Source organism: Cryobacterium inferilacus, from assembly GCF_019599185.1.
Taxonomy (GTDB): domain Bacteria; phylum Actinomycetota; class Actinomycetes; order Actinomycetales; family Microbacteriaceae; genus Cryobacterium; species Cryobacterium inferilacus.
The window spans coordinates 178,176-200,044 of sequence record NZ_JAIEUL010000002.1 but is presented as its reverse complement, the minus strand read 5'-3'; the positions used below and the strand labels follow the sequence as shown (position 1 = coordinate 200,044).

General features: G+C 68.6%; 21 protein-coding genes. 1 reads left to right on the top strand and 20 read right to left on the bottom strand.

Annotation, left to right across the window (positions count from 1 at the left end):
- Nucleotides 1-12: 12 nt before the first annotated feature.
- The 7 genes from dnaG to recO form a co-directional block, all read right to left on the bottom strand.
- Nucleotides 13-1,869, bottom strand: a complete 1,857-nt coding sequence (gene dnaG, locus K2F54_RS02815; protein ID WP_220604313.1) for a DNA primase — start codon at nt 1,867-1,869, stop codon at nt 13-15.
- Nucleotides 1,857-3,137, bottom strand: a complete 1,281-nt coding sequence (locus K2F54_RS02810) for a deoxyguanosinetriphosphate triphosphohydrolase (RefSeq protein ID WP_308287481.1) — start codon at nt 3,135-3,137, stop codon at nt 1,857-1,859. Before K2F54_RS02810 ends, dnaG begins: the two co-directional genes overlap by 13 nt.
- Nucleotides 3,130-4,293 carry a tRNA dihydrouridine synthase DusB gene (gene dusB / locus K2F54_RS18990; RefSeq protein WP_255576619.1) on the bottom strand — a complete coding sequence of 388 codons (1,164 nt, stop codon included), beginning with the start codon at nt 4,291-4,293 and terminating at the stop codon, nt 3,130-3,132. Before dusB ends, K2F54_RS02810 begins: the two co-directional genes overlap by 8 nt.
- A 122-nt stretch (nt 4,294-4,415) precedes the next feature.
- Nucleotides 4,416-4,556 (bottom strand): hypothetical protein, encoded by a 141-nt coding sequence (locus tag K2F54_RS02805; protein ID WP_220604311.1) that lies wholly within the window; start codon nt 4,554-4,556, stop codon nt 4,416-4,418.
- A complete protein-coding gene (locus tag K2F54_RS02800; RefSeq protein WP_220604310.1) occupies nt 4,553-5,233 on the bottom strand; it encodes a DsbA family oxidoreductase in 681 nt (226 codons plus the stop codon). The genes K2F54_RS02805 and K2F54_RS02800 overlap by 4 nt, the downstream gene beginning before the upstream one ends.
- A gap of 63 nt (nt 5,234-5,296) precedes the next feature.
- Entirely contained in the window at nt 5,297-6,115 is an 819-nt protein-coding gene (locus tag K2F54_RS02795; protein WP_220604309.1) for an isoprenyl transferase, read from the bottom strand.
- Nucleotides 6,112-6,834 carry a DNA repair protein RecO gene (recO, locus tag K2F54_RS02790; protein ID WP_220604308.1) on the bottom strand — a complete coding sequence of 241 codons (723 nt, stop codon included), beginning with the start codon at nt 6,832-6,834 and terminating at the stop codon, nt 6,112-6,114. The genes K2F54_RS02795 and recO overlap by 4 nt, the downstream gene beginning before the upstream one ends.
- A gap of 184 nt (nt 6,835-7,018) precedes the next feature.
- On the opposite strand from recO, the gene K2F54_RS02785 reads away from it, so the two are divergent.
- Complete coding sequence (locus K2F54_RS02785; RefSeq protein WP_220604307.1) at nt 7,019-7,726, top strand: hypothetical protein; 708 nt, start codon at nt 7,019-7,021, stop codon at nt 7,724-7,726.
- A 139-nt stretch (nt 7,727-7,865) separates the two neighbouring features.
- Here K2F54_RS02785 and leuA read toward each other — a convergent pair whose 3' ends face one another.
- The 13 genes from leuA to dnaJ form a co-directional block, all read right to left on the bottom strand.
- Complete coding sequence (gene leuA, locus K2F54_RS02780) at nt 7,866-9,632, bottom strand: 2-isopropylmalate synthase (protein WP_220604306.1); 1,767 nt, start codon at nt 9,630-9,632, stop codon at nt 7,866-7,868.
- A 156-nt stretch (nt 9,633-9,788) separates the two neighbouring features.
- On the bottom strand, nt 9,789-11,165 hold the full coding sequence (locus tag K2F54_RS02775) for an ABC transporter permease (protein ID WP_220604305.1): 1,377 nt from the start codon (nt 11,163-11,165) through the stop codon (nt 9,789-9,791).
- Nucleotides 11,162-11,923, bottom strand: coding sequence for an ABC transporter ATP-binding protein (locus tag K2F54_RS02770; RefSeq protein WP_220604304.1), 762 nt, complete (start codon nt 11,921-11,923; stop codon nt 11,162-11,164). Before K2F54_RS02770 ends, K2F54_RS02775 begins: the two co-directional genes overlap by 4 nt.
- 111 nt (nt 11,924-12,034) lie before the next feature.
- Entirely contained in the window at nt 12,035-12,724 is a 690-nt protein-coding gene (locus K2F54_RS02765; RefSeq protein WP_220604303.1) for a response regulator, read from the bottom strand.
- Nucleotides 12,721-14,613, bottom strand: a complete 1,893-nt coding sequence (locus K2F54_RS02760) for a sensor histidine kinase (protein ID WP_255576618.1) — start codon at nt 14,611-14,613, stop codon at nt 12,721-12,723. The genes K2F54_RS02765 and K2F54_RS02760 overlap by 4 nt, the downstream gene beginning before the upstream one ends.
- Nucleotides 14,614-14,715: 102 nt before the next feature.
- A complete protein-coding gene (locus K2F54_RS02755) occupies nt 14,716-15,600 on the bottom strand; it encodes a ketopantoate reductase family protein (RefSeq protein WP_220604302.1) in 885 nt (294 codons plus the stop codon).
- A 224-nt stretch (nt 15,601-15,824) separates the two neighbouring features.
- Nucleotides 15,825-16,727 carry a GTPase Era gene (gene era / locus K2F54_RS02750; RefSeq protein ID WP_220604301.1) on the bottom strand — a complete coding sequence of 301 codons (903 nt, stop codon included), beginning with the start codon at nt 16,725-16,727 and terminating at the stop codon, nt 15,825-15,827.
- Nucleotides 16,711-18,039: a hemolysin family protein gene (locus K2F54_RS02745; protein WP_220604300.1), complete on the bottom strand. Its 1,329-nt coding sequence runs from the start codon at nt 18,037-18,039 to the stop codon at nt 16,711-16,713. Before K2F54_RS02745 ends, era begins: the two co-directional genes overlap by 17 nt.
- On the bottom strand, nt 18,036-18,503 hold the full coding sequence (gene ybeY / locus K2F54_RS02740) for an rRNA maturation RNase YbeY (protein ID WP_220604299.1): 468 nt from the start codon (nt 18,501-18,503) through the stop codon (nt 18,036-18,038). Before ybeY ends, K2F54_RS02745 begins: the two co-directional genes overlap by 4 nt.
- Nucleotides 18,500-19,513 carry a PhoH family protein gene (locus tag K2F54_RS02735; protein ID WP_220604430.1) on the bottom strand — a complete coding sequence of 338 codons (1,014 nt, stop codon included), beginning with the start codon at nt 19,511-19,513 and terminating at the stop codon, nt 18,500-18,502. Before K2F54_RS02735 ends, ybeY begins: the two co-directional genes overlap by 4 nt.
- Before the next feature lie 76 nt (nt 19,514-19,589).
- The gene (locus K2F54_RS02730) at nt 19,590-19,952 is read right to left on the bottom strand and encodes an HIT domain-containing protein (RefSeq protein ID WP_220604298.1); all 363 of its coding nucleotides are present in this window, start codon (nt 19,950-19,952) and stop codon (nt 19,590-19,592) included.
- 19 nt (nt 19,953-19,971) lie between these two features.
- The gene (locus K2F54_RS02725; RefSeq protein WP_220604297.1) at nt 19,972-20,733 is read right to left on the bottom strand and encodes a 16S rRNA (uracil(1498)-N(3))-methyltransferase; all 762 of its coding nucleotides are present in this window, start codon (nt 20,731-20,733) and stop codon (nt 19,972-19,974) included.
- Nucleotides 20,734-20,743: 10 nt separating this feature from the next.
- The gene (gene dnaJ / locus K2F54_RS02720; protein ID WP_220604296.1) at nt 20,744-21,856 is read right to left on the bottom strand and encodes a molecular chaperone DnaJ; all 1,113 of its coding nucleotides are present in this window, start codon (nt 21,854-21,856) and stop codon (nt 20,744-20,746) included.
- Nucleotides 21,857-21,869 lie beyond the last annotated feature (13 nt).

The following is a 21,869-nucleotide window of genomic DNA, read 5'->3' as shown; positions in this document are numbered from 1 at the left end:
TCGCGAGACCGGTCAGGATTCGCGTAAGTTGCGGCGCTCTGCTTCCACCCGGACCAATTCGCGTTGGATCGCGACGTACACCTCACGATTGGTCGCATCCGCTCGTTGCAGCCGGCCAAGGAGCTCGGCCTTCTGGCGCAGCAGGTCCTTCTCGATCAGCACCGTCGTGATGTCGCGCACGTAGCGGGTGACTTCCCGTTCCGCGCGTTCGGGCAGCGGGGCCATCGCCAGTTCCGTCACCAGGTTCGCCAACGGCGCCGGGGTCTCAGCGACCACCCTGGCGAGCCAGTCCGGCAGCGCCGCGGACGGCAGTGCCGCGGCCAGGGCATCCCGCACCACCGCCAGTGAGGTGTTGCTCATGCTGGTCTGCACGGCGCGCTGAACCAGGTCGATGCCCACCTGGGTGGGGTGTTGGAGCATCGCCATCAGGGCGTCCCGTTCGATCCGGGTCACCGGGTCTGCCGGAAGGTCGACGAGGGAGAACTGGTGCTCCCGCGGCGGTGGGACGGGTTCGCCTGGACGGCGGCTGTCGGCCGATGGTGCGGTGCGAGACCGCGACTGGGCCTGGGTGACCGCCCTGGACACCTCGTTCATGTCCATGCCGAGCATGCGGGAGAGTTCGTGCACGTACCCGGGCCGCAGGGACGGGTCACGGATGTCGCTGACGATCGGCGCCGCAGCGCGCAGTGCGGAGACCCGGCCTTCGACGGTGTCCAGGTTGTACTGCGCCAGCAGCTGCCTGATCATGAACTCGAACATCGGCTTCTTGGAGTCGATGAGGCGGCGCACGGCGTCGTCACCGCGGTGCAGTCGCAGGTCACACGGGTCCAGGCCCTCCGGGGCGACGGCGACGAAGGTCTGCGCGTTGAAGCGCTGCTCCTCCGCGAAGGCGCGCACGGCGGCCTTCTGCCCGGCCGCGTCGGGGTCGAAGGTGAAGACCACCTCACCCACGCCGCTGTCGTCGCCGAGGACCCGGCGCAGCACCTTGATGTGGTCGACGCCGAATGAGGTACCGCAGGTGGCGACGGCCGTGGTGATCCCAGCGAGGTGGCAGGCCATGACATCCGTGTAGCCCTCGACGACGACGACCTGGTGATTGCGGGAGATGTCCCGTTTGGCCAGGTCGAGGCCGTAGAGCACCTGGGCCTTGTGATACACCGGGGTCTCGGGGGTGTTGAGGTACTTCGGTCCCTTGTCGTCGTCCAGCAGCTTGCGCGCGCCGAAGCCGATGGTCTGCCCGGTGATGTCACGGATGGGCCAGACCAGCCGGCCACGGAATCTGTCGTAGATGCCCCGATCCCCGGCGGAGACCAGGCCGGAGAGGGTGAGTTCCTCTGTGCTGAAGCCCCGCCCGCGGAGGTGCTTGGTCAGTTCGTCCCAGCTCTTGGGCGCGAAGCCGATGCCGAACCTGTCCGCTGCTTGGGAATCGAACCCGCGCTCGCCGAGGAAGGTGCGGCCCACCTGCGCGCCCGGGCTGCTGAGCTGCTCGACGAAGAATTCCGCGGCGGCCTGGTTCGCGGCCAGGAGCCTGGCCCGGTTGCCGTGGTCGGGGGCGTTGCCGCCGTCCTCGTAGTGCAGTTCGAACCCGGCCCGGCCGGCCAGCCGCTCGACGGCCTCCGAGAAGCTGACGTGGTCCATCTTCTGCAGGAAGGAGTAGACGTCGCCGCTCTCCCCGCAGCCGAAGCAGTGGTAGAAACCGACCTGCGGGCGCACGTGAAAGCTCGGGGTGCGCTCGTCGTGGAACGGGCACAGGCCCTTCATCGAGCCGACGCCGGCGGACTTGAGGCTCACGTAGTCGCTGATGATGTCGGCGATATTGGTGCGGGCCTTGACCTCTTCGATGTCGCCCTGGCGAATCAGCCCTGCCATGCGTCGACCTTCATGCCCCTGGACAGGTGCAGCCGTCGTTGCAGGGCGATCGCGCTCTGGTCGGTGAGGCTGGCGACCTGGTCGAGGATCACGCGCTTACGGGCGGCATCATCGTCGGCAGCCGCCCAATCCTCGCGGAAGCCGGGGTCGAGGTGCTCGTCACCGGTGGCCAGCAGGGTGTCGGCGAGGTAGGTGAGGGTTTCCCGCTGCTCGACGTAGAGCGGCTGGCGCACATGCGTGGACATCACGAATGCGGCCACGATGCCCTTGAGGACACCGATCTCTGCCTGCACCTCCCTCGGCACGACCACGTGCGCGTTGAACCGGATGAGCTGCTGGTCGGGGTAGGCGGCCCGGGTGGCGGCCACAGCCGCGCCGCTGAAACGCCCGATCAGCTGGCTGGTCAGGTTCTTCAGCCGACCCTGGTCGCGTCGGCCAGCGTCCCAGCCGTGCACCCACACGTCGAGGGCTTCGAGCCTGTCGAACGCGGCGATGAGCTCGTCGTGGCCGAATTGGCCGCCGGTCCACTCGTACATCGAGGTGACCAGGGCGGTGTGCTCCGTGCGGCTGCTGAGCAGTTCGACGTCCAGGTACCCGCCGACGACGGCATCCTCGAAGTCGTGCACGGAATAGGCGATGTCGTCGGAGAGGTCCATGACCTGGGCTTCGACGCAGAGTCGGCGGTCGGGGGCGTCCTCGCGGAGCCACTCGAATGCGGCGCGGTCGTCGTCGTAGAACCCGAACTTGGCGCGGCCGCTGGGATCGGCGACGGACGAGTCTGCCGCCCACGGGTACTTGCAGCTGGCGTCGAGGCTGGCCCTGGTGAGGTTGAGGCCATAGCTCTGGCCGCCGTCGCCGAACACTTTGGGTTCGAGGCGGCTGAGCAGGCGGAGGGTCTGGGCGTTGCCCTCAAAACCGCCGATGTCGCCTGCCCAGGTGTTGAGGGCCTTCTCGCCGTTGTGACCGAAGGGCGGATGGCCGATGTCATGCGCGAGGCAGGCCGTGTCGACGATGTCGGGATCCAGGTTGAGACGGAGGGCGAGCTCGCGGCCGATCTGAGCGACCTCGAGGGAGTGGGTGAGACGGTTGCGGGCGAAGTCCAGCCCGGCGGCGGGGCTGAGCACCTGAGTCTTGGCCGCGAGTCGCCGCAGCGCACTGGAGTGCAACAGGCGTGCCCTGTCCCTGGCGAAATCGCTGCGGCTGGAGTCGTGCTCCTCCGGCTTGAACCTGGCCTCGTCATGGGTGCTGTAGCCGGTCTGGTTAACCACCGCTGGTGTCCCCTTCTCCCTCGGTGAGATTGCTGCGCTCTGCCCCGACGATGTCTCGTGAATCGAGCCAGCGCTCCGGCAGCGACGTCTTCTTGGGGCTGCCGGCCCTGCCCCGCTGGCCCTCCGCACCGATGCCGGGGTACGGCTGGTCGGGGTCGAGGGTGGCCAAGAGGTCGTCGAGCTGTGCGAGCGACTCGACCGAGGCGAGGCTGGCGCGCAGGTCGCCGCCGACGGGGTAGCCCTTGAAGTACCAGGCCACGTGTTTGCGCACATCGCGGCAGGCCCGGTCTTCGCTGTCGAAGAACTCGGTGAGGAGTTCGGCGTGCCGACGGAACGCATCCGCAACCTGGCCCAGGCTCGGCTCGGCCTTGACCACCTCGCCCCGGAAGGCCGCCGCGAGGTCGCCGAACAGCCAGGGCCGGCCCAGGCAACCGCGGCCGACGACCACGCCGTCGCAACCGGTCTCCGCGACCATGCGCAGCGCGTCGGCCGCACTCCAGATGTCACCGTTGCCGAGCACCGGCACGCTGGTGATGGTGTTCTTGAGGGTCGCGATGGCCGACCAGTCCGCGGTGCCCGAGTAGTAGTCGGCGGCGGTGCGGGCGTGGAGGGCGATCGCCGCGACACCGGCGCCCTCGGCGACCCGGCCGGCCTCGAGGTAGGTGAGGTGGTCGGCGTCGATGCCCTTGCGCATCTTGACGGTCAGGGGAACGGCACCGGCCGCGCTGACCGCCGCCTCGACGATCTCACGGAACAGGGTGATCTTCCACGGCAGCGCCGCTCCCCCGCCCTTGCGGGTGACCTTGGGCACCGGGCAGCCGAAGTTGAGGTCGATGTGGTCGGCGCGGTCCTCGGCGACGAGCATCGTCACGGCCTCGGCGACGGTCTTCGGATCGACGCCGTAGAGCTGGATGGAGCGGGTCTTCTCACTCTCGTGGTGCGTGATCAGACGCATCGACTCCGTCGTGCGCTCGACCAGGGCCCTGGAGGTGATCATCTCGCTGACGTAGAGCCCGGCACCGTATTCGCGGCAGAGCCTGCGGAAGGCGGTGTTGGTGATGCCGGCCATGGGGGCCAGCACGACGGGCACGTCGAGTTCGATGTCGCCGATCCGAAGGGGGGACACCGGGCTGATCGTGGAAGTAGGAGTGTTCATCTCGTCCAATTCTCCCAGACCTTACCGTGCCCGGCTGCCACGCCCGGCCGGCGGTGGAAAACCGGCGGCCGGGCGTGCCTGTGCGGGACGGGCGGATGCGGGGGTGGGGCGCGCCAGGGACCTCAGATGCCGCAGGCGCCGCCGCCGCAGCAGCCGCCGGCGTCCACGTCAGCGTCCTGGTTGAGCAGCTGGATGAGCGGGCGGGCCGGGGCAGCCTCGTCGGTGGCGACGGTGGCTGCGGTGCCGGTGGTTACGTCGCTCACGCGGGGACCTCCTCGGTCGCGCCGGCATCGGCCGGGCTTCGTTCGCTCTGCACCTGGCGCAGTGCCTGCGCGAAGGTCTCTGGGTCCTGCGCGCCGGAGATGCCGTACTTTCCGTCGATCACGAAGAATGGCACCCCCTGGATGCCGTACTCGGCGGCCTGGGCGACATCCGCCTTGACGGCGGGGAGGTACTCGTTCGCGCTGAGGGAGCGCACCACATCGGTGCGGTCCAGGCCGACAGTCGCCGCGAGGTCGGCGAGGTCCTCGATGCGGCCGACGTGGCCGCCGTCGACGAAGTAGGCCTTGAGCAGGCTCTCCTTCATCTCCAATTGCCGGCCGTGCGCCTTGGCGTAGTGCAGCAGCTCGTGTGCCTTGATGGTGTTGGTCTGGTGCACCGAGTCGTAGTCGTAGTGCAGGCCGACGCTCTCGGCGATGCCGGTGACGCGTTCGAGCATCTCCAGCACCTGCGGCACCGGGATGCCCTTGCGCTCGCTGAGGTACTCGACCGGGCTGCCCGCGAAGTCGACGGGCGTGTCAGGGGCTAGTTCGAAGGAGTGGTACTCCACGTCGACGTCGTCGCCGAAGGCGGCAACGCCCGCCTCGAACTTTCGCTTTCCGATGTAGCACCAGGGGCACTGCACGTCGGACCAGATGTCTACTTTGATTGATTCGCTCACGTGAGGCCCAACCCGAGCGACCCCTCCAGTTATTCCCGGCGTGCGTTCACGAGACGATTCGGTTCAGGCCGTCGGCGTGTCGACGGCGCCACCGTAGCGGCGGTTGCGGGCGGCGTAGAGCTCGATCGCGTGCCAGAGGTCGACGCGGGAGAAGTCCGGCCACAGGGTGTCGAGGAACACCATCTCCGCGTATGCGCTCTGCCACAGCATGAAGTTGCTGGTGCGCTGCTCCCCCGAACTGCGCACGAACAGGTCCACGTCGGGCAGGTCGGCGGTGTAGAGCTTTCGCTGGATGGACTTCTCGGTGATACCGGACGGTTTCAACCGGCCGGCGGCGACATCGTCGGCCAGCGCACGCACGGCATCCGCGATCTCGGTGCGGCCACCGTAGTTGACGCACATGGTCAGGGTCAGCACGTCGTTGCCCGCGGTGAGTTTTTCGGCGAACTGCAGTTCATTGATGACGGATGCCCACAGCTTGGGCTTCCGCCCCGCCCAGCGCACCCTGACCCCCCAGTCATTGAGCTGGTCGCGGCGGCGGTGCAGCACGTCCCGGTTGAAGCCCATCAGGAAGCGCACCTCATCGGGGGAACGTTTCCAGTTCTCGGTGGAGAACGCGTACACGCTGAGGTGCTTGACGCCGATCTGGATGGCGCCGGCGACGACGTCGAGCAGCGAGGCCTCGCCCGCCTTGTGGCCCTCGACCCTGGAGAGCCCGCGGGCGTTGGCCCACCGGCCGTTGCCGTCCATCACCACGGCGACGTGCTCCGGAACCACCTTGGCCGGCAGGGTGGGAGGGTACAGGCCGGTCCAATCGACGGGCTTGAACGCCACGGCATCCTTGTGAGTATACGGGGTGGAACGGAAAGGGTTCGGCGTCATGAGCGAACGTGCTCCAGTGATCGAAGGCCGCGACCGAGGTGCCACTGCGTGTACGCGGCGACAACCCCGGTGGCCTGGGCTTGGGTGGTCTCTGGCGCCTGGGCGGTGTGCGCCCAGTCGCCGGTGAGCAGGGCGCTCAGCAGGCCGATGGTGGCCGGGTCGAGGCGGGGAGACCCCGGTGCCGCGCAGTTGTCGCAGACGATGCCGCCGACCTGAGGCACGAACGCGGAGTGCGGGCCTGGCGCGCCGCAGCGTGCGCAGTCGTGGAAGCTCGGCGCCCAACCGGCCATCGAGAGTGCGCGCAACAGGTAGGAGTCCAGGGTGGCGCCGGAACCGTGCTCCCGGCGGGAGAGCGATCGGAGCGCACCGACCAGGAGCAGGTACTGCTGCAGGGACCCTTCAGACTCGGTGAGCTTGTCTGCGGTTTCCACCATGGCGCTCGCCGCCGTGTAGCTGGGATAGTCCGCGGTGATCTGCGCGCCGTATGACGCGATGGACTCCGCCTGGTTGACGATGTCGAGGCTGCGGCCGATGTACAGCTGCACGTCCACGACCATGAACGGTTCGAGTCGGGCACCGAACTTGGACGCCGTGCGACGCACCCCCTTGGCCACGGCGCGCACCTTGCCGTGCTGGCGGGTGAGCAGCGTGATGATGCGGTCTGCCTCACCCAACTTGTGGGTGCGCAGCACGACGGCTTCATCACGATAAACGGGCACGGTCAATTCTCCCACCTCCTCACGCCGGTTCCCTGCGCCCGCGCCGGATCGTCGCGTCGGATGACGGCCGGACCGCCGGGCTTGGTCATTCCTGAGGATTTTTCACACCGGGTCACTTTGGCCTCGCCTTTACCCGAATCTGGGTTCAGTATTGGGGTACAACCACGTCGCAGGGAGGTACTCCATGAAACGATCAGAGGGCACTGCGCCCGACCTGTTGCCCGTACTGGCCAGGGGCAAACACAAGAGCCCGCGCAGTGGCGCCTGCTTCATGGAATTCGCCTCGCACCTGTCCGGCGAAGCCTGGAGCGACCACCCCGCGTGTACCCACCCCGTACTGGCATCGCTGGCCAGGATGGTGAACGACTGCACGTCAGACGACGCCAGGTCACGCCTGATGACCCTGATCCCGTCGGTCATCGGCCTCCGCGGGGATGACCAGCGGGTGCGCCTCGTCGTGGCCCTCCGGGCAGCGACGGTCGGTCTTCCCGTGGTCAGCGCCGATCATCAACGCGCGTTGGCCGTTGGCATCCTCAACTGTCAGCGGCACCTCGCTCGGGCACAGAGCGGCGCGGCCATCGACGTGTCCGACCAGGTGCGCGATGCGTTCGCACGGGCTCCCCAGACCGAACGATGGGCCAGGGAATTCATGGGCTCGGTGGGTTCCTGGTCCAGGAGCAGGTTCACCGACCGCACCGCAGAGTCGATCATCCGCATTTCGGTGCAGGGTATCGCCGAGTCGTGCAGCCCCGACACCGACCAGCGCCTCTACGGCCTGCTGGCCGCCGCGATCGATGACTGCACGCGGGTGCTGGGCAAGCCGGAGGGCGAACCCATGACCATGCCGACACCGCTCACCCCTGAGGCGGAGCGGAAGGCCCTGCGGGTGTAGACCGGCGCATCATCCCGGCACAGCAGCCTCAACAGACAACGTCCCCGGCGGGGCAGCGCCGGGGACGTTCTGTGCTGCCTATGTGGCTGCTGCCTGGGCGCGATCGGCTGCGCGCGGTTGACCGCGTGCGGCGCCCCGCCTAGACGGCGGCGAGTTCCCGGTCGCCGCTTTCGGCGCGGATGCCGCGGTTCACAGCCGACACGACGGCCTTGAGCGACGCCGTCGAGATGTCGGCATCGATGCCCACGCCCCAGAACCGCTTACCGTTCACATCGAGTTCGACGTAGGACGCCGCCATGGCGTCGCCGCCGGCGGACATCGCGTGCTCCACGTAGTCATAGAGCGTGATGGCGATGCCCCGCTCGGCCATGATGCCCAGGAACGCCGCAATCGGACCGTTCCCGGTGGCGGAAGCGCTGGCAACCGATTCGGAGTCACGCAGGTCGACGGTGAGGTCGACCGCGCCGCTGAGATCGCTGGAGGTGCGGGTGGAGAACAGTTCGAACCGGCCCCATTTCGCATCCGGGTGGGTGTGGATGGCGGGCAGGTACTCGTCGTTGAAGATGTCCCAGATCTGCTCGCTGGTGACCTCGCCACCGTCCGCGTCGGTCTTGGCCTGCACCACGCCGGAGAATTCGATCTGCAGCTTGCGCGGCAGGTCGAGGTGGTGGTCGGTCTTGAGCAGGTAGGCGACCCCGCCCTTGCCAGACTGCGAGTTGACCCGGATGACCGCCTCGTAGCTGCGGCCCAGGTCCTTGGGGTCGATCGGCAGGTACGGTACGGCCCAGACCAGGTCGTCGACGCTCTGCTCGGTCTCGGCAGCCTCGGCGGCCATGGCCTCGAAGCCCTTCTTGATGGCGTCCTGGTGGGATCCACTGAACGCCGTGAAGACCAGGTCGCCCGCCCACGGGCTGCGCTCGGGCACGGGCAGCTGGTTGCAGTACTCCGCGGTGCGCTTGACCTCGTCGATGTTGCCGAAGTCGATCTGCGGGTCGATGCCCTGGGTGAACAGGTTGATGCCCAGGGCGACGAGGTCGACGTTGCCGGTGCGCTCGCCGTTTCCGAACAGGCAGCCCTCGATGCGGTCGGCGCCGGCCAGGTAGCCCAACTCCGCGGCCGCGATCGCGGTACCACGGTCGTTGTGCGGGTGCAGCGACAGCAGCACGTTCTCGCGGTGGGCCAGGTGCCTGCTCATCCACTCGATGGCGTCTGCGTACACGTTGGGTGTGGCCATCTCGACGGTGGCCGGCAGGTTGATGATGACCTTGCGCTCAGGGGTGGGCTCGAAGATCTCGATCACCTGATTGCAGATGTCGACGGCGAACTCCAGCTCGGTGCCCGTGAAGCTCTCCGGTGAGTACTCGTAGTAGACGGCGGTGCCGGGAACCGTGGACTCGAGGGCACGGCAGGTGCGGGCGCCGAACAGGGCCAGGTCGATGATGCCCTGCTTGTCCTCGCGGAACACGACCTCGCGCTGCAGCACGCTGGTGGAGTTGTACAGGTGCACGATGGCCTGCTTGGCTCCGAGGATGGACTCGTAGGTGCGGCGGATCAGGTGCTCACGCGCCTGGGTGAGCACCTGGATGGTCACATCGTCGGGAATGGCGCCGTCCTCGATGAGGCTGCGCACGAAGTCGAAGTCGGTCTGGCTGGCCGACGGGAAGCCGACCTCGATCTCCTTGTAGCCCATCCGCACCAGCAGGTCGAACATGATGCGCTTGCGCTCCGGGCTCATCGGGTCGATCAGCGCCTGGTTGCCGTCGCGCAGGTCGACGGCGCACCAGCGCGGGGCCTGGGTGATGCGGTTGGCCGGCCAGGTGCGATCCGGCAGGTCGACGCTGAACTGGTCCTGGTACGGGCGGTACTTGTGTACCGGCATCTTCGATGCGGCCTGATTGTTCTTCATGGTCTGGTTTCTCCTCGCGAGTGGTGGTCAGCCGACGACAAACTCCGCGACGAGTGAGGCCTCAGATTAGGACTCGTCGCGGCAGCTAAGGAGGAGCAGACCGAACAGCACACAAAAAGGGTAACACCGATTGGCGAAGAGTTCCTCAGCATCTGCTCAGCCGGCGGCCAGGGCGGTCACCGGGGCCACCGACACCGCACGCCGGGCGGGCACGATCGTGGCACCGACGGCCAGGACGGCGGTTCCGGCCAGGCAGAGCACGACGAGCAACCACGGCACCGCCGGCAGCACCAGCCCGACGTTGGCCACAGCGCCGAACAGGGACTGCGCGGCTGCCCAGCCGTAGCCCACACCGAGGGCCAGACCCAGGGCGACGGCGGCGACGGTCATCTGCAGGCTCTCGGCCAGGATCATCCTGCGCACCTGCCCGCCGGTGAAGCCGAGCGCCCGCAGCAAACCGATCTCCCTGGACCGTTGGAGCACGCTCAGGGCCAAGTTGTTCACCATGCCCACGGCCGCGATGAGGGCGCTGAAGCCCACCAGCACCGAGATCACCGTCAGGCTGACGCCGACCATCTCCCCGATCGCGGCGCGCACCGACGGATCCTCCATCGCCAACTCCATCATCCTCTCGAAGGTGGCCCCTGCGACGGCGAACATGGTGATGAGGGTGACCCCGATGACCAGGCCGATGGTGGCCCTGGAGCTGCGCTCCGGGTGCTGCTGCGCGTTGGCGGCCGCGAGCCTGGACGGTGCGTTCGTGCCCAGCCCCCGGCCCACCAGCCGCAGGAGGGGCGGCATGATCAGGTGCGATCCCAGCACGAGCCCGCTGAAGGAGAGCAACCCGCCGACCAGGCCCAGGAGCACCCCGTACTCGCTGACCAGCCCGACGACGACGCCCCCGGCCAGGAAGACGAACCCGGCCACGATCAGGAGCACGGCGATCACGTTGCGGGCCGGCCGTCGTACGGCTTCCTCGAGGGAGCGTTCCTGGGCGGCGCCGACGGCCTGCATCGGACTGACCGAGAGCACCCGGCGGGAGCCGACCCAGGCGGCGCACCAGGTGGAGAGCACGACAACGAGGACGGGCAGCGCCAGCACCGGTTCGATGAGGGTGTAGCGCAGGTCGGGGAGGGCGCCCGCCGCCACGGCGATCCAGAGTCCGGCGCCGAGGAGCACCGTTCCCACGACGGCGCCGAGGACGGCACCGGCGACACCGACGAGCAGGCCTTCCCTGGCCACCGCGCGGCGCTGGTCCCTGGCGCTTGAACCGATCAGACGCATCAGGGCGATGGTGTGGGTGCGGCCGGCGATGATCGTGGCGACGGTGTTCGTGGTCACGATCGAGCTCACGTACACGGCGATGGTGATGAACAGCACCGCGACGAGGGACAGCGCCGACTTCACCGCGCCGATGCTGGAGACGTCGTCGCCGCTGATCACCGTGGCGAGCACGCTGGTCACCTGCAACAGCACCACGCCGAAGGCTGAGGCGAGACCGGCGACGAGCAGACTTGCACCGCGGCCGCTCATGCGTGCTGCTCCATGCCCAGCATGATGCGGGAGATCTCCTCGGCCGAGGACCGTTCCCGGTCTTCGACGAGGCGGCCGTCGGCGAGGAAGAGGATGCGGTCGGCGTAGCTGGCCGCGATGGGGTCGTGTGTGACCATGGCAATGCTCTGGCCGTAACCGGTGCTCGCCGCCTGGAGCAGGGCCAGCACCTCGCGGCCGCTGCGGGAGTCGAGGTTGCCGGTGGGCTCGTCGGCGAAGACCAGCTCCGGCCGGGTCGCCAGCGCCCTGGCGATAGCGACCCGCTGCTGCTGGCCCCCGGAGAGCTCGTGCGGCCGGTGGGTGAGCCGGTCGGCAAGGCCGAGCGACTCGATGAGCTGCTCGGTCCAGGCGCTCTCGGAGCTGGTGGGTCTCCGGCCGTCCAGTGCGAACGGCAACAGGATGTTGCCGCGTACGTCGAGGGTGGGCACCAGGTTGAACGCCTGGAAGATGAAACCGATCCGGCGCCGGCGGAGGACCGTGAGTGCGGCGTCGTCCAGGGCGCTGATCTCGGTGTCGCCGAGCCAGGCCCGGCCGGCGGTGGCGGTGTCCAGCCCCGCCATGATGTGCATCAGGGTGGACTTGCCCGAGCCGCTCGGGCCCATGATGGCCGTGAACTGGCCGCGACGGATGCCGATCGACACGTCGTCCAGTGCCGTCACCGAGGTGGTGGCGGAGCCGTAGGTCTTGCTCAGGGAGGTGACTCTGGCCGCGAGGCCGGGTTCTGACGGTGAATTTTCCATGTTTCCACGGTACGAATCCGCCGCAGTCCGCCGCGTCGGGCCGCGGGTGTACATCGCCGGGCCGTGCGGATGACTCCGGGCGGCGTCGGGTCATCCGCTGGGTAGCGCCAGCTACTGGGTGAGGCGGTGCTGGAAGGCGAAGACCACCAGCTGCACCCGGTCGCGCAGGGAGAGCTTGGCCAGGATCCGGCTGATATGAGTCTTGACGGTGGCCTCACTCAGGAACTCGCCGGTGGCGATCTCAGCGTTGCTCAGGCCCAGGGCGGCGAGGGCGAAGATGTCCCGTTCCCTGCTGGTCAGGGTCGTGTACGCCACCGGCACCTCCTGCTCGGGGGCCGGGGCGTCGAAATGGGCGAAGAGCTCGCGGGTGGCCGAGGCGGCGATGACGGCGCTGCCGGAGTGCACGGTGCGGATCGCGGCGAGCAGGAACTCCGGATCGGCGTCCTTGAGCAGGAACCCACTGGCCCCGCCGCGGATGGCCCGGCTGGCGGATTCGTCGAGTTCGAAGGTGGTGAGCACGATGATCCGTGGCGGCGTCGTTCCCGCCGCGGCGGCGGCAGCGATGATGGCCGCGGTGGCGTCGATGCCGTCCATCACGGGCATCCGGATGTCCATCAGGATCACGTCGGGACTCACGGCCGCGGCCATGGAGACACCCGCAGCACCGTTGCCGGCCTCCCCGACGAATTCCAGGTCGAGCTGGGAGGACACCAGCATGCGGATTCCGGCCCGGAAGAGGGCCTGATCATCAACGAGGGCGACCCGGATACGCGGGGCATCCGCTGCGTGGACGTCGGTCATGGTCGTTCTCCGATGGTTGCAGCGGGGCTGGGGGCGGTGGGGATGGGCCGCACCAGGGCACTCGTGGTGATGGCCGGCAGGCGCGCGGTCACGATGAACCGGCCACCGACGGGCTCAGCGGTCAGGGAGCCGCCGGCCAGAAGGGCCCGCTCGCGCATGCCGGGCAGTCCGTGGCCGAGTTCCCCTGTGCCGTCGGCGGCCGGGGTGGGGCGCACGGCGTTGTCTATCGTCACCGCAACCCATCCGTCCGTCCAGGCGAGGCTCAAATATACCGCCCGACCGGCATCGCCGTGCCGGAGGGCGTTGGTGAGGGCCTCCTGCACGATGCGGTAGACGGCCAGCTGGGCGCCGGAGCCGAGAGTGGTGGGCGTGCCCGTCGTGGTCCACTCGATGTCGAGCCCGGTGCTGCGCATCTGCGCAACCAGGCGGTCGAGGTCGGCGAGCACCGGCTGCGGACCGGCAGCGTCGTCCTGCCGCAACCGGGTGAGCAGGATACGGACGTCACCGAGGGCATCTCGTGCCGTGGTCGAGATGGTGGTCAGTGCGGCATCGACGGCGTCGGGATCCTGGGCACGCGCGTACCTGGCACCGTCAGCCTGCGCGATCACGACGGCCAGGGAATGCGCGACGACGTCGTGCATGTCGCGGGCGATGCGGTTGCGTTCCTGTTCCACGACGACGCTGCGCTGCGCCACGCGCTGTTCCTCCATAGCGCGGTGCTCGCCGACCCGCCCTGCCCTGGCGGTTTGCCAGGTGCGCATGAGCAGACCCAGGGTCCAGGAGAGACCGAGGACGGCGAGGCTGGCGACGAACGTGGCCACCATCGACCAGATCAGCCCGCCGATGTCCTGGGCCAGAGCGAACTCGAGCGACCGGTAACCGCCCTGGAAGATGGTGAGGTAGGCCGCCGCGAACAGCGCCCCGACCCCGACGGAGACCAGCCCGGCCCACCGGACGAACCGGTCGGCGTACGCCGCTGTGGCGTACAGCACGGCGAGCACGGCGAAGTTGCTGCCCAGCACCGGCTGCCCGGCCAGCATCTGCGTCAACGCGCCCACCCAGGCCAGCGCGAGGGCCAGCGCAGGGCAGAGCCTGCGCACGGACACCGCCGCGGTGAACACGGCCAGCACGATGAGTGACCAGGCGCTGCCGTACGGGTCGCTCAGAAAGCCGAACAGCGTGAAGCCGCCGGCGATGCCCAGGTCGATGAGCAGGGTTCTCCGGCTCAACGGCCGGAATCCCGGACGGTCGGCGAACAGGCTGGGACCGGTGAGCCAGCCCGTCGGCGCCGGGAGCATCAGCCAGGTCTCCCAGGTGAGCCGAGCGGGCTGGTGCTGGGCGGCCAGCCGGGCGTCCGCACGCATGCGGAGCACCAGGGCACCCACCCAACCGGCCACGAGCAGGGCCGTCAGGAAGAACCCCAGGGTGAGCCGGAAGGCCACCTCGACGAAGAACCCCGGCACGCCACCGAACCCGGTCTCGGTGCTGACCGACGCCGAGACCAGCAGCAACGTCGTCAGCAGGGCACCGACCAGCAGGGCACCGGCGAGGGCGACATACCTTTCGGCGGAGCTCCCAGACAGACACACCCCCCAGGTGATGAGGCATCCGCTGACCAACACCAGCGCCAGCGCGACCGGGTTGGTGAAGAGCCCGGAGGACGCCGCGACAGTGCCGACGGCCGCGACGACCGAAACGACGAGAGCGACGCTGGGCAGGGCACGGGAGACGGCGACGGCGACCATCAGGAGACCGACGATGAGCAGGGACGACCGGTGGCCGAAGACCAGGGCCGCACTGCCCCAGACGAGGGCGATGGCCACGCCGAGGGCAGGCTCGAGGGCCCACCGGTACGGCGCCGTGCGCGTGAAGAAGCCCTGAGCAGCCATCACCCCAGCGTAGGGCTCGGCGGCTGCCTGCTTCCCGCCGCGGCGGGGAGATCATCCCGGCATCGGCCGGAAGTCATCCCTGCGATGTAGTCGGGTCAGGTGTCACCGTGCGCGGAGGTCGGCGACGAGCCGGTCCACCGTCGCGGTGTCCGCGCCGACAGCGAGGCCGCGACGGGCCACTGCTCCCCCGATGGCGTCGAGCTCGTTCGCCTGCTCCGCCTCGAGGTCGTTCTGCAGGGATGAGCGCATGCCGGGCGGGAGTGCGGCGAGGGCACGGGCCAACTGGCCCGCATCCGTCGGAACGCCGTCCAGCGTCGCGATCTGGGCGACCTCGGTCAGGAGGGCGAGGGTGAGTGCCGGATCCCGATCAACCGCGGCGCCGATCGGTAGCCGCCAGTGCGAGGTGAGCAGGGCCATCGGCGCGAGGAAGCGGAGTTTGGTCCAGAGCACGTCGTTGTCGCTCCCGCCGATCGTGACGTCGAAGCCGGCGGCCTGCCAGGCCAGGACGATTGCAGTGTCTGCGGCGTGGGCCGGCACGGTGAGACGCAGGAACGGGCTGCGGTGCTCGATGACCGTCGGGGCCAACCGGGTCGACTCCACGGCGACGGAGGCGCCCGCCACGACCGAGCCTGGCGCGGCGTCGTGGAGCACGGCCAGGTGTTCGATGCCGTTGAGCAGCGACACGATCTCCGCGGGGCGCGCGGAGCCGATCTCTGGAGCCAGGGCCGGAAGCGCGGCGGCCTTGGTGGCGAGAATGACGTGGGCTCCGGCGGGGATCCGAGTGGCGACCCGGATTCTCGACACTCCGTCACCGAACTGTCGGCTGTGGATGGTGAGCCCGTCCTCTGCGATGGTGCGGGCGGTGTCGGGGCGGGCGACGGCGACCACATCCACACCGGTGCGGTGCAACAGTGCGGCGATGAGGCCGCCGACCGCTCCGGCGCCGACGACGGCGATGACGGGTGCGGATGGTGTCGGCTGCGACATGTGATCTCCTCGACCGGATTCGTCTGCTCGAACGGGTTCGTTCACGCCGGGTCCCGGCGCGTCCCGATCCGGACCAGTCTGGCAGCCCTTGCGGCCCACAACTGTTCCCCGTGCGGACAATTGGTGCCGGCACACCGGGCGCAATTGTCCGTTTCGGGAACAGTTGCCGAGAGCACGGGGAACGAGGCCGGCCGAGCAGGCGCGCACCCGCCGCTCCTCGCGGATCAGAAGCCCAGGCGGCCGAGCTGCTTCGGGTCGCGCTGCCATTCCTTGGCGACCTTGACCCGCAGCGAGAGGAAGACGCGCTTGCCGATGAGCGGCTCGATCTGCTTGCGGGCACGCATGCCGACGTCCTTGAGCCGGCTACCGGAATGGCCGATGATGATGCCCTTCTGACTGTCCCGCTCCACGAACAGGTTCGCGTAGATCTCCACGAGGTCCTGGTCGTCACGATCGATGATGTCGTCGATGGTCACGGCGATGGAGTGCGGCAGCTCGTGGGTGACGCCCTCGAGCGCCGCCTCGCGGATGTACTCGGAGATCCGTGATTCCAGGCTTTCGTCGGTGACGGCATCCGCCGGATACAGCGGCGCGTCACTCAGCGGCAGCAGGCGCAGCAGCTCGGTGCTGAGCACATCGAGCTGGATCCGGCTGGTCGCCGAGATCGGCACGATCGCCTCCCAGTCGCGCAGCTGCGACACCGCCAGGAGCTGGTTGGCGACACTGGTCTTGCTCGACATGTCGATCTTGGTGACGATGGCCACCTTCTTGGCGCGGGGGAAGTTGTCGAGCTGCTCATTGATGAACTTGTCGCCAGGCCCGATCGGTTCGTTGGCCGGGATGCACAGGCCGACCACGTCGACGCCGCTCAGGGTGGACTGCACCAGGCTGTTCAACCGCTCGCCGAGCAGGGTGCGGGGGCGGTGGATGCCGGGGGTGTCGACCAGGATCAGCTGGCCGTTCTTCTGGTGCACGATGCCGCGGATGGCACGGCGGGTGGTCTGCGGCTTCGACGACGTGATCGCGACCTTCTCCCCCACCAGGGCATTGGTGAGGGTGGACTTGCCCACGTTGGGGCGTCCGACGAAGGAAACGAACCCCGCCCGGAAATCAGGTTCTTTGGTCATGGCCGTGTGCTCCTTCGATGTCCGGCATTCCCAGGAATGCGGACTGTGCGTCTCTCAACGCCTTGTCTGGTTCGACCAGCACTGTGCTGATTCGTTTGCGGCGACCCTCGGTGCGTTCTGCGGTGAGGATCAGCCCGCTGGTTCTGGCTTCGCTGCCGGCGACGGGCAACCTGCCCAACGCCTTGGCGAGCAGCCCGCCGACGGAGTCGACGTCGTCGTCATCGAGGTCGAGGTTGAAGAGTTCGCCGAGTTCATCCACCGGCAGGCGGGCGCTCACCCGGAATCGACCCGACCCGAGGTCTTCGATCTCCACGACGTCCCGGTCGTATTCATCGGAGATGTCGCCGACGAGCTCCTCAATGAGGTCCTCGAGGGTGACCAACCCGGCGATGCCGCCGTACTCGTCCACGACCATCGCCAGGTGGTTCGACTCCAGCTGCATCTGCCGCAGCAGCGCGTCGGCCTTCTTCGATTCCGGCACGAACTGGGCCGCCTTGGCCAGTTCCCGCACCCGCAGGGTCTCGAGGTTGCGTGGACGCTCGTAGACCAGCCTGGCCACATCGCGCAGATAGAGGATGCCGGTGACGTCGTCGACTTCACCGTCGACGACGGGCACCCGGGAGAAACCCTTGCTGAGGAACAGGCCCATCGCAGCACCCACGGTGGCGTCGGCGTCGATGGTGACCATGTCCGTGCGCGGGATCATCAGCTCGCGCACCACGGTCTCGCTGAACTCGAAGATCGAGTGGATCAGTTCGCGATCGTCTTCCTCGATCACGTCGAGCTCCGTGGCCTCGTCGACCATGCTGAGCAGCTGGTCCTCAGAGGTGAACGTCGCCAGCCGGGTGCGGCCGGGAGTGACACGGTTACCCAGGGCGACGAGGGCGTTCGCGACCGGACCGAGCAGCACCCGGAGCAAGTGCACGAGCAGGGCGGTGACGGCCACCAGGGTCTTCGGATGCGCGCGCCCGACACTGCGCGGACTCGCTCCGACGAGCACGAACGACACCGCGGTCATCAGCAACGCCGACAGCAGCAGGGCGAGCCAGATCTGCTCGATCGTCGTGGCGAACACGAGGGTCACCAGGACCGCCGCGGTGGTCTCCGCGATGATCCGCACAAAGTTGATCGCGTTGAGGTGCGCGCCGGTGTCCGCGGCGATCGCGCGAAGGGATCGTTTGGCCCGTGCCGTGACGGCGAGCTCGGCGATGTCGGCCCTGGACTGGGCCATGATCGCGGAATCGACGGCGGCCATGAGCCCGCCGAACGCGACGAGCAGGATGGCGGCCGCGAGGAACCACCCGACGATCATGTGGTGCGGCGTCGTTCCTGCATGGCGAAGCCGATCAGGATGTCGCGCTGGATGCCGAACATCTCCTTCTCTTCTTCCGGCTCGGCGTGGTCGAAGCCGAGCAGGTGCAGCACCCCGTGGGTGGTGAGCAGCAGCAATTCGTCGAGGGTGCTGTGGCCGGCGGTCTCGGCCTGGCCCTGCGCCACCTGCGGGCACAGCACGATGTCACCGAGCAGGCCCGGCGGGGTTTGGGCGTCTTCGGTGCCAGGGCGCAGCTCGTCCATCGGGAAGCTCAGCACGTCGGTGGGGCCCGGTTCGTCCATCCACTGCACGTGCAGCTGTTCCATGGCGCCCTCGTCCACGAGCACGATGGCCAGTTCGGCGTCGGCGTGTACGTGCATGGCGTCGAGGGCGAAGGCGGCCAGCCGCAGGATGGCGGCTTCATCGACCGGGATGGCCGACTCGTTGTTGATTTCGATGCTCAACTGGATCTCCGTTTCGGGGTGCGATCGCGCGGGTTCCCCTGATGCGGAGCGCGGGCGGCGAAGTCGCGGGCCTGGTCGCTTTCGTAGCGTTGGGCCTGCTTCTGCGCGTCGTATTCGGTGTACGCATCGACGATGCGTCCCACCAGGCTGTGGCGCACGACGTCGGCGCTGGTCAGTCGGACGAAGGCGATGTCGTCGATTCCGTCGAGGACCCGGGTGACCAGGCGGAGCCCGCTGGCGCCTGCCGGCAGGTCGATCTGGGTGATGTCGCCGGTGACGACCATCTGCGAGCCGAAGCCGAGGCGGGTGAGGAACATCTTCATCTGCTCCGGCGTGGTGTTCTGCGCTTCATCGAGCACGATGAACGCCGAGTTGAGGGTGCGGCCGCGCATGTAGGCCAACGGCGCGACCTCGATCGTGCCCGCGGCCAGCAGCTTGGGCACCAGCTCGGGGTCCATCATCTCGAACAGGGCGTCGTAGAGCGGGCGCAGGTAGGGATCGATCTTGTCGGTGAGGGTGCCTGGCAGGAAGCCGAGCCGCTCCCCGGCCTCAACGGCCGGACGGGTGAGGATGATGCGGTCGACCTCTTTGCGTTGCAGCGCCTGCACCGCCTTCGCCATGGCGAGGTAGGTCTTGCCGGTGCCGGCCGGACCGATGCCGAAGACGATGGCGTTCTCATCGATCGCGTTGACGTAGTCGCTCTGCCCGAGCGTCTTGGGGCGCACGGTGACACCGCGAGAGGTGAGGATGGCCTGCCCGAGCACGGTCGACGGGCTGGACGAACTGTCGGCTCCGAGCATCCGCGCGGAGGTGCTCACCTCGGCCTCGCCGAGGTCGGCACCCGTGCGCAGCAGCTGTTCGAGCTCCTGGATCAGGCGCACGACGGCATCGACGGCCTGGCTCGGACCGGTGAGGGTGACCTCGTTGCCGCGCACGTGCACGGCGACGGCGGGGTATTCCTTCTCGATGGTGGTGAGGAAACGGTCCTGCGGGCCGAGCAGCCTGACCATCGCGACACCGTCGACGAGCAGCTTGCGCACCGCCGGCAGCACTTCGGCGCCGTCCTCCGGTTCCGGCGTCTGCGTGTCACCGGCCACTAAGCGTGCCCTCCTCGAGTCCGCCGCCGAGAACGTGCGCGTGCACGTGGAAGACGGTTTGGCCGGCGGAGGCGCCGGTGTTGAACACGAGCCGGTATTCGCCGGAGCAGTGCTCGTCGGCGACGCGGCCGGCCACCGCGACCAGCTCGGCCAGCAGTGCGGGGTCGGCGGCGGCGAGCTCGCCGACATTGCGGAAGGCCGCGCTCTTGGTGGTCACGACGACGTGCACCGGCGCCTGCGGGTGGATGTCGTTGAAGGCGATGATGTGGTCGGTCTCCGCCACGATCGTCGCCGGAATTTCGCGCGCGACGATCCGGCTGAAAACTGTGGGTTCTGCAGCGGGGGAAGACATGTCTCTATCTTAAGCGGAACTACCAGCGGCCGAGCGTTGCGTTCAGGATGGCGACCGCCGCCGGCCCGGCGGTCGACGTGCGTAGCACGGTGTCGCCCAGGCGCACCCGGCTCGCGCCGGCCCGCTCGAGCAGGTCAAGCTCCGAGGCGGCGATTCCGCCCTCCGGTCCCACGACGAGCACGATGTCGCGGTCGTCGGTGGGCGCCGCGATGGTGGTCAGGCGCACGGATGCCGTCGGCTCCAGCAGCAGCATCCGGCTGGTGGCCGCCAGGGCGGCCAGCTGCTTGGTCGTGGTCAGCGGGAACACCATCGGCAACCAGGGCCGGATGGACTGTTTGCTGGCCTCCCGCACGATGGCGGTCCAACGCGCCTGGCCCTTGGCGATCTTGACGCCCTCCCACCTGGCCACCGAGCGGCTCGCCGCCCACGGCTGCACGGCGTCGATGCCCAGCTCGGTGGCGGCTTGGACGGCGAGCTCGTCGCGGTCCCCCTTCGCCAGCGCCTGGACCAGCACGATCCGGGGCGTGGCGGGCGGGGTGCGCACCACCGTCTCCACCCTGGCCGTGAGCACGGTCGGTTCGGCCGTGAGCACGGTGACGCCGAGAACCAGGCCGGCGCCGTCGCCGAGCAGCAGGCTCTCCCCCGGCCGCACACGGCTGACCGTGACGGCGTGCTTCGCCTCTGCGCCGGTGACGCTGACGGTGCCGCCCACGACGGGGTCGGCGCTGGGCGTGCCGTCCGCGGTTGCGCCGAGGTTGTCGGAGAGGAAGTAGTGCGCCATCGAGCCGGCTCTAACCCAGGAACCTGTCGCGCAGCTTCGCGAACAGTCCCTGCTGGAATTGGCTGAGGGCCGGAGCCGGGGCCTTGTGCCTGGCCGCGAAGGCCTCGATCAGTTCGCGTTCCTTGTGGTCCAGTTTGGTCGGTGTCAGCACCTGCACACCGACGCGCAGGTCGCCGCGACCGTTGCCGCGCAGTCTGGTCACGCCGCGGTCCTTGATGGTGAGGATCTCTCCGGCCTGAACGCCGGCGCGGAGCTCTACCTCGATGTCGCCGTCGAGGGCCTTGACCGTGGCCGTGGTGCCGAGGATGGCGTCGGTCATCGCCACCGTGAGGGTGCAGAGCAGGTCGTCACCGTCCCGGCTGAAGACGTCGTGGTGGCGCACCTTCATCTCCAGGTAGAGGTCACCGTTGGGTCCGCCGGCCGGGCCGGCCTCGCCGCTTCCCGGCATCTGCAGGCGCAGGCCGGTGTCGACGCCGGCGGGGATGTCGACCGGAACGGTACGACGGGCACGCACCCGGCCCTGCCCCTGGCAGGTGACACACGGGGTGGCGATGATGGTGCCGTAGCCGCGGCAGGAGCCGCACGGGCTCGAGGTCATCACATTGCCGAGGAGCGAACGAACGGCGCGCTGGATGCTGCCGGTGCCGTGGCAGATGTCGCAGGTGACCGGGCTCGTGCCGGGCTGGCAGCAGGTTCCCGAACAGGTGGCGCACATGATCGCCGTGTCCACCTCGATGTCGCGGTGGGTTCCGAAAATGACCTCGTCGAGGTCGAGCTCCACGCGGATGAGCGCGTCCTGACCGCGTTCTCGTCTGGAGCGCGGCCCCCGCATGCCTCCGCCCCCGCCGCCGCCGCCGAAGAAGGTCTCGAAGATGTCGCCGAAGTTCCCGGCGTCGAAGCCGCCGCCCTGGCTGGAACCGGAGCCGCCGCGGTCGTAGTTCTGGCGCTGCTTGGGGTCGGAGAGCACGTCGTAGGCGTGGGTGACGGTCTTGAACCGTTCGGATGCTTCTGCCCCGGGGTTCACGTCGGGGTGCAGCTGACGGGCCAGCTTGCGGTACGCCTTCTTGATCTCTTCGGTGGAGGCGTCGCGCGCGACGCCGAGTGCTTCGTAGTGGTCAGCCAAAAGTGGCTCTCCT

Excerpts from the sequence above, each read along its gene's own strand:
- dnaG (WP_220604313.1), bottom strand. The coding sequence starts at position 1,869 with ATGGCAGGGCTGATTCGCCAGGGCGACATCGAAGAGGTCAAGGCCCGC.
- dusB (WP_255576619.1), bottom strand. The coding sequence starts at position 4,293 with ATGAACACTCCTACTTCCACGATCAGCCCGGTGTCCCCCCTTCGGATC.
- K2F54_RS02795 (WP_220604309.1), bottom strand. The coding sequence starts at position 6,115 with ATGACGCCGAACCCTTTCCGTTCCACCCCGTATACTCACAAGGATGCC.
- K2F54_RS02785 (WP_220604307.1), top strand. The coding sequence starts at position 7,019 with ATGAAACGATCAGAGGGCACTGCGCCCGACCTGTTGCCCGTACTGGCC.
- leuA (WP_220604306.1), bottom strand. The coding sequence starts at position 9,632 with ATGAAGAACAATCAGGCCGCATCGAAGATGCCGGTACACAAGTACCGC.
- K2F54_RS02775 (WP_220604305.1), bottom strand. The coding sequence starts at position 11,165 with ATGAGCGGCCGCGGTGCAAGTCTGCTCGTCGCCGGTCTCGCCTCAGCC.
- K2F54_RS02770 (WP_220604304.1), bottom strand. The coding sequence starts at position 11,923 with ATGGAAAATTCACCGTCAGAACCCGGCCTCGCGGCCAGAGTCACCTCC.
- K2F54_RS02765 (WP_220604303.1), bottom strand. The coding sequence starts at position 12,724 with ATGACCGACGTCCACGCAGCGGATGCCCCGCGTATCCGGGTCGCCCTC.
- K2F54_RS02760 (WP_255576618.1), bottom strand. The coding sequence starts at position 14,613 with ATGGCTGCTCAGGGCTTCTTCACGCGCACGGCGCCGTACCGGTGGGCC.
- K2F54_RS02755 (WP_220604302.1), bottom strand. The coding sequence starts at position 15,600 with ATGTCGCAGCCGACACCATCCGCACCCGTCATCGCCGTCGTCGGCGCC.
- era (WP_220604301.1), bottom strand. The coding sequence starts at position 16,727 with ATGACCAAAGAACCTGATTTCCGGGCGGGGTTCGTTTCCTTCGTCGGA.
- K2F54_RS02745 (WP_220604300.1), bottom strand. The coding sequence starts at position 18,039 with ATGATCGTCGGGTGGTTCCTCGCGGCCGCCATCCTGCTCGTCGCGTTC.
- K2F54_RS02735 (WP_220604430.1), bottom strand. The coding sequence starts at position 19,513 with ATGGTCAGGCTGCTCGGCCCGCAGGACCGTTTCCTCACCACCATCGAG.
- K2F54_RS02730 (WP_220604298.1), bottom strand. The coding sequence starts at position 19,952 with ATGTCTTCCCCCGCTGCAGAACCCACAGTTTTCAGCCGGATCGTCGCG.
- K2F54_RS02725 (WP_220604297.1), bottom strand. The coding sequence starts at position 20,733 with ATGGCGCACTACTTCCTCTCCGACAACCTCGGCGCAACCGCGGACGGC.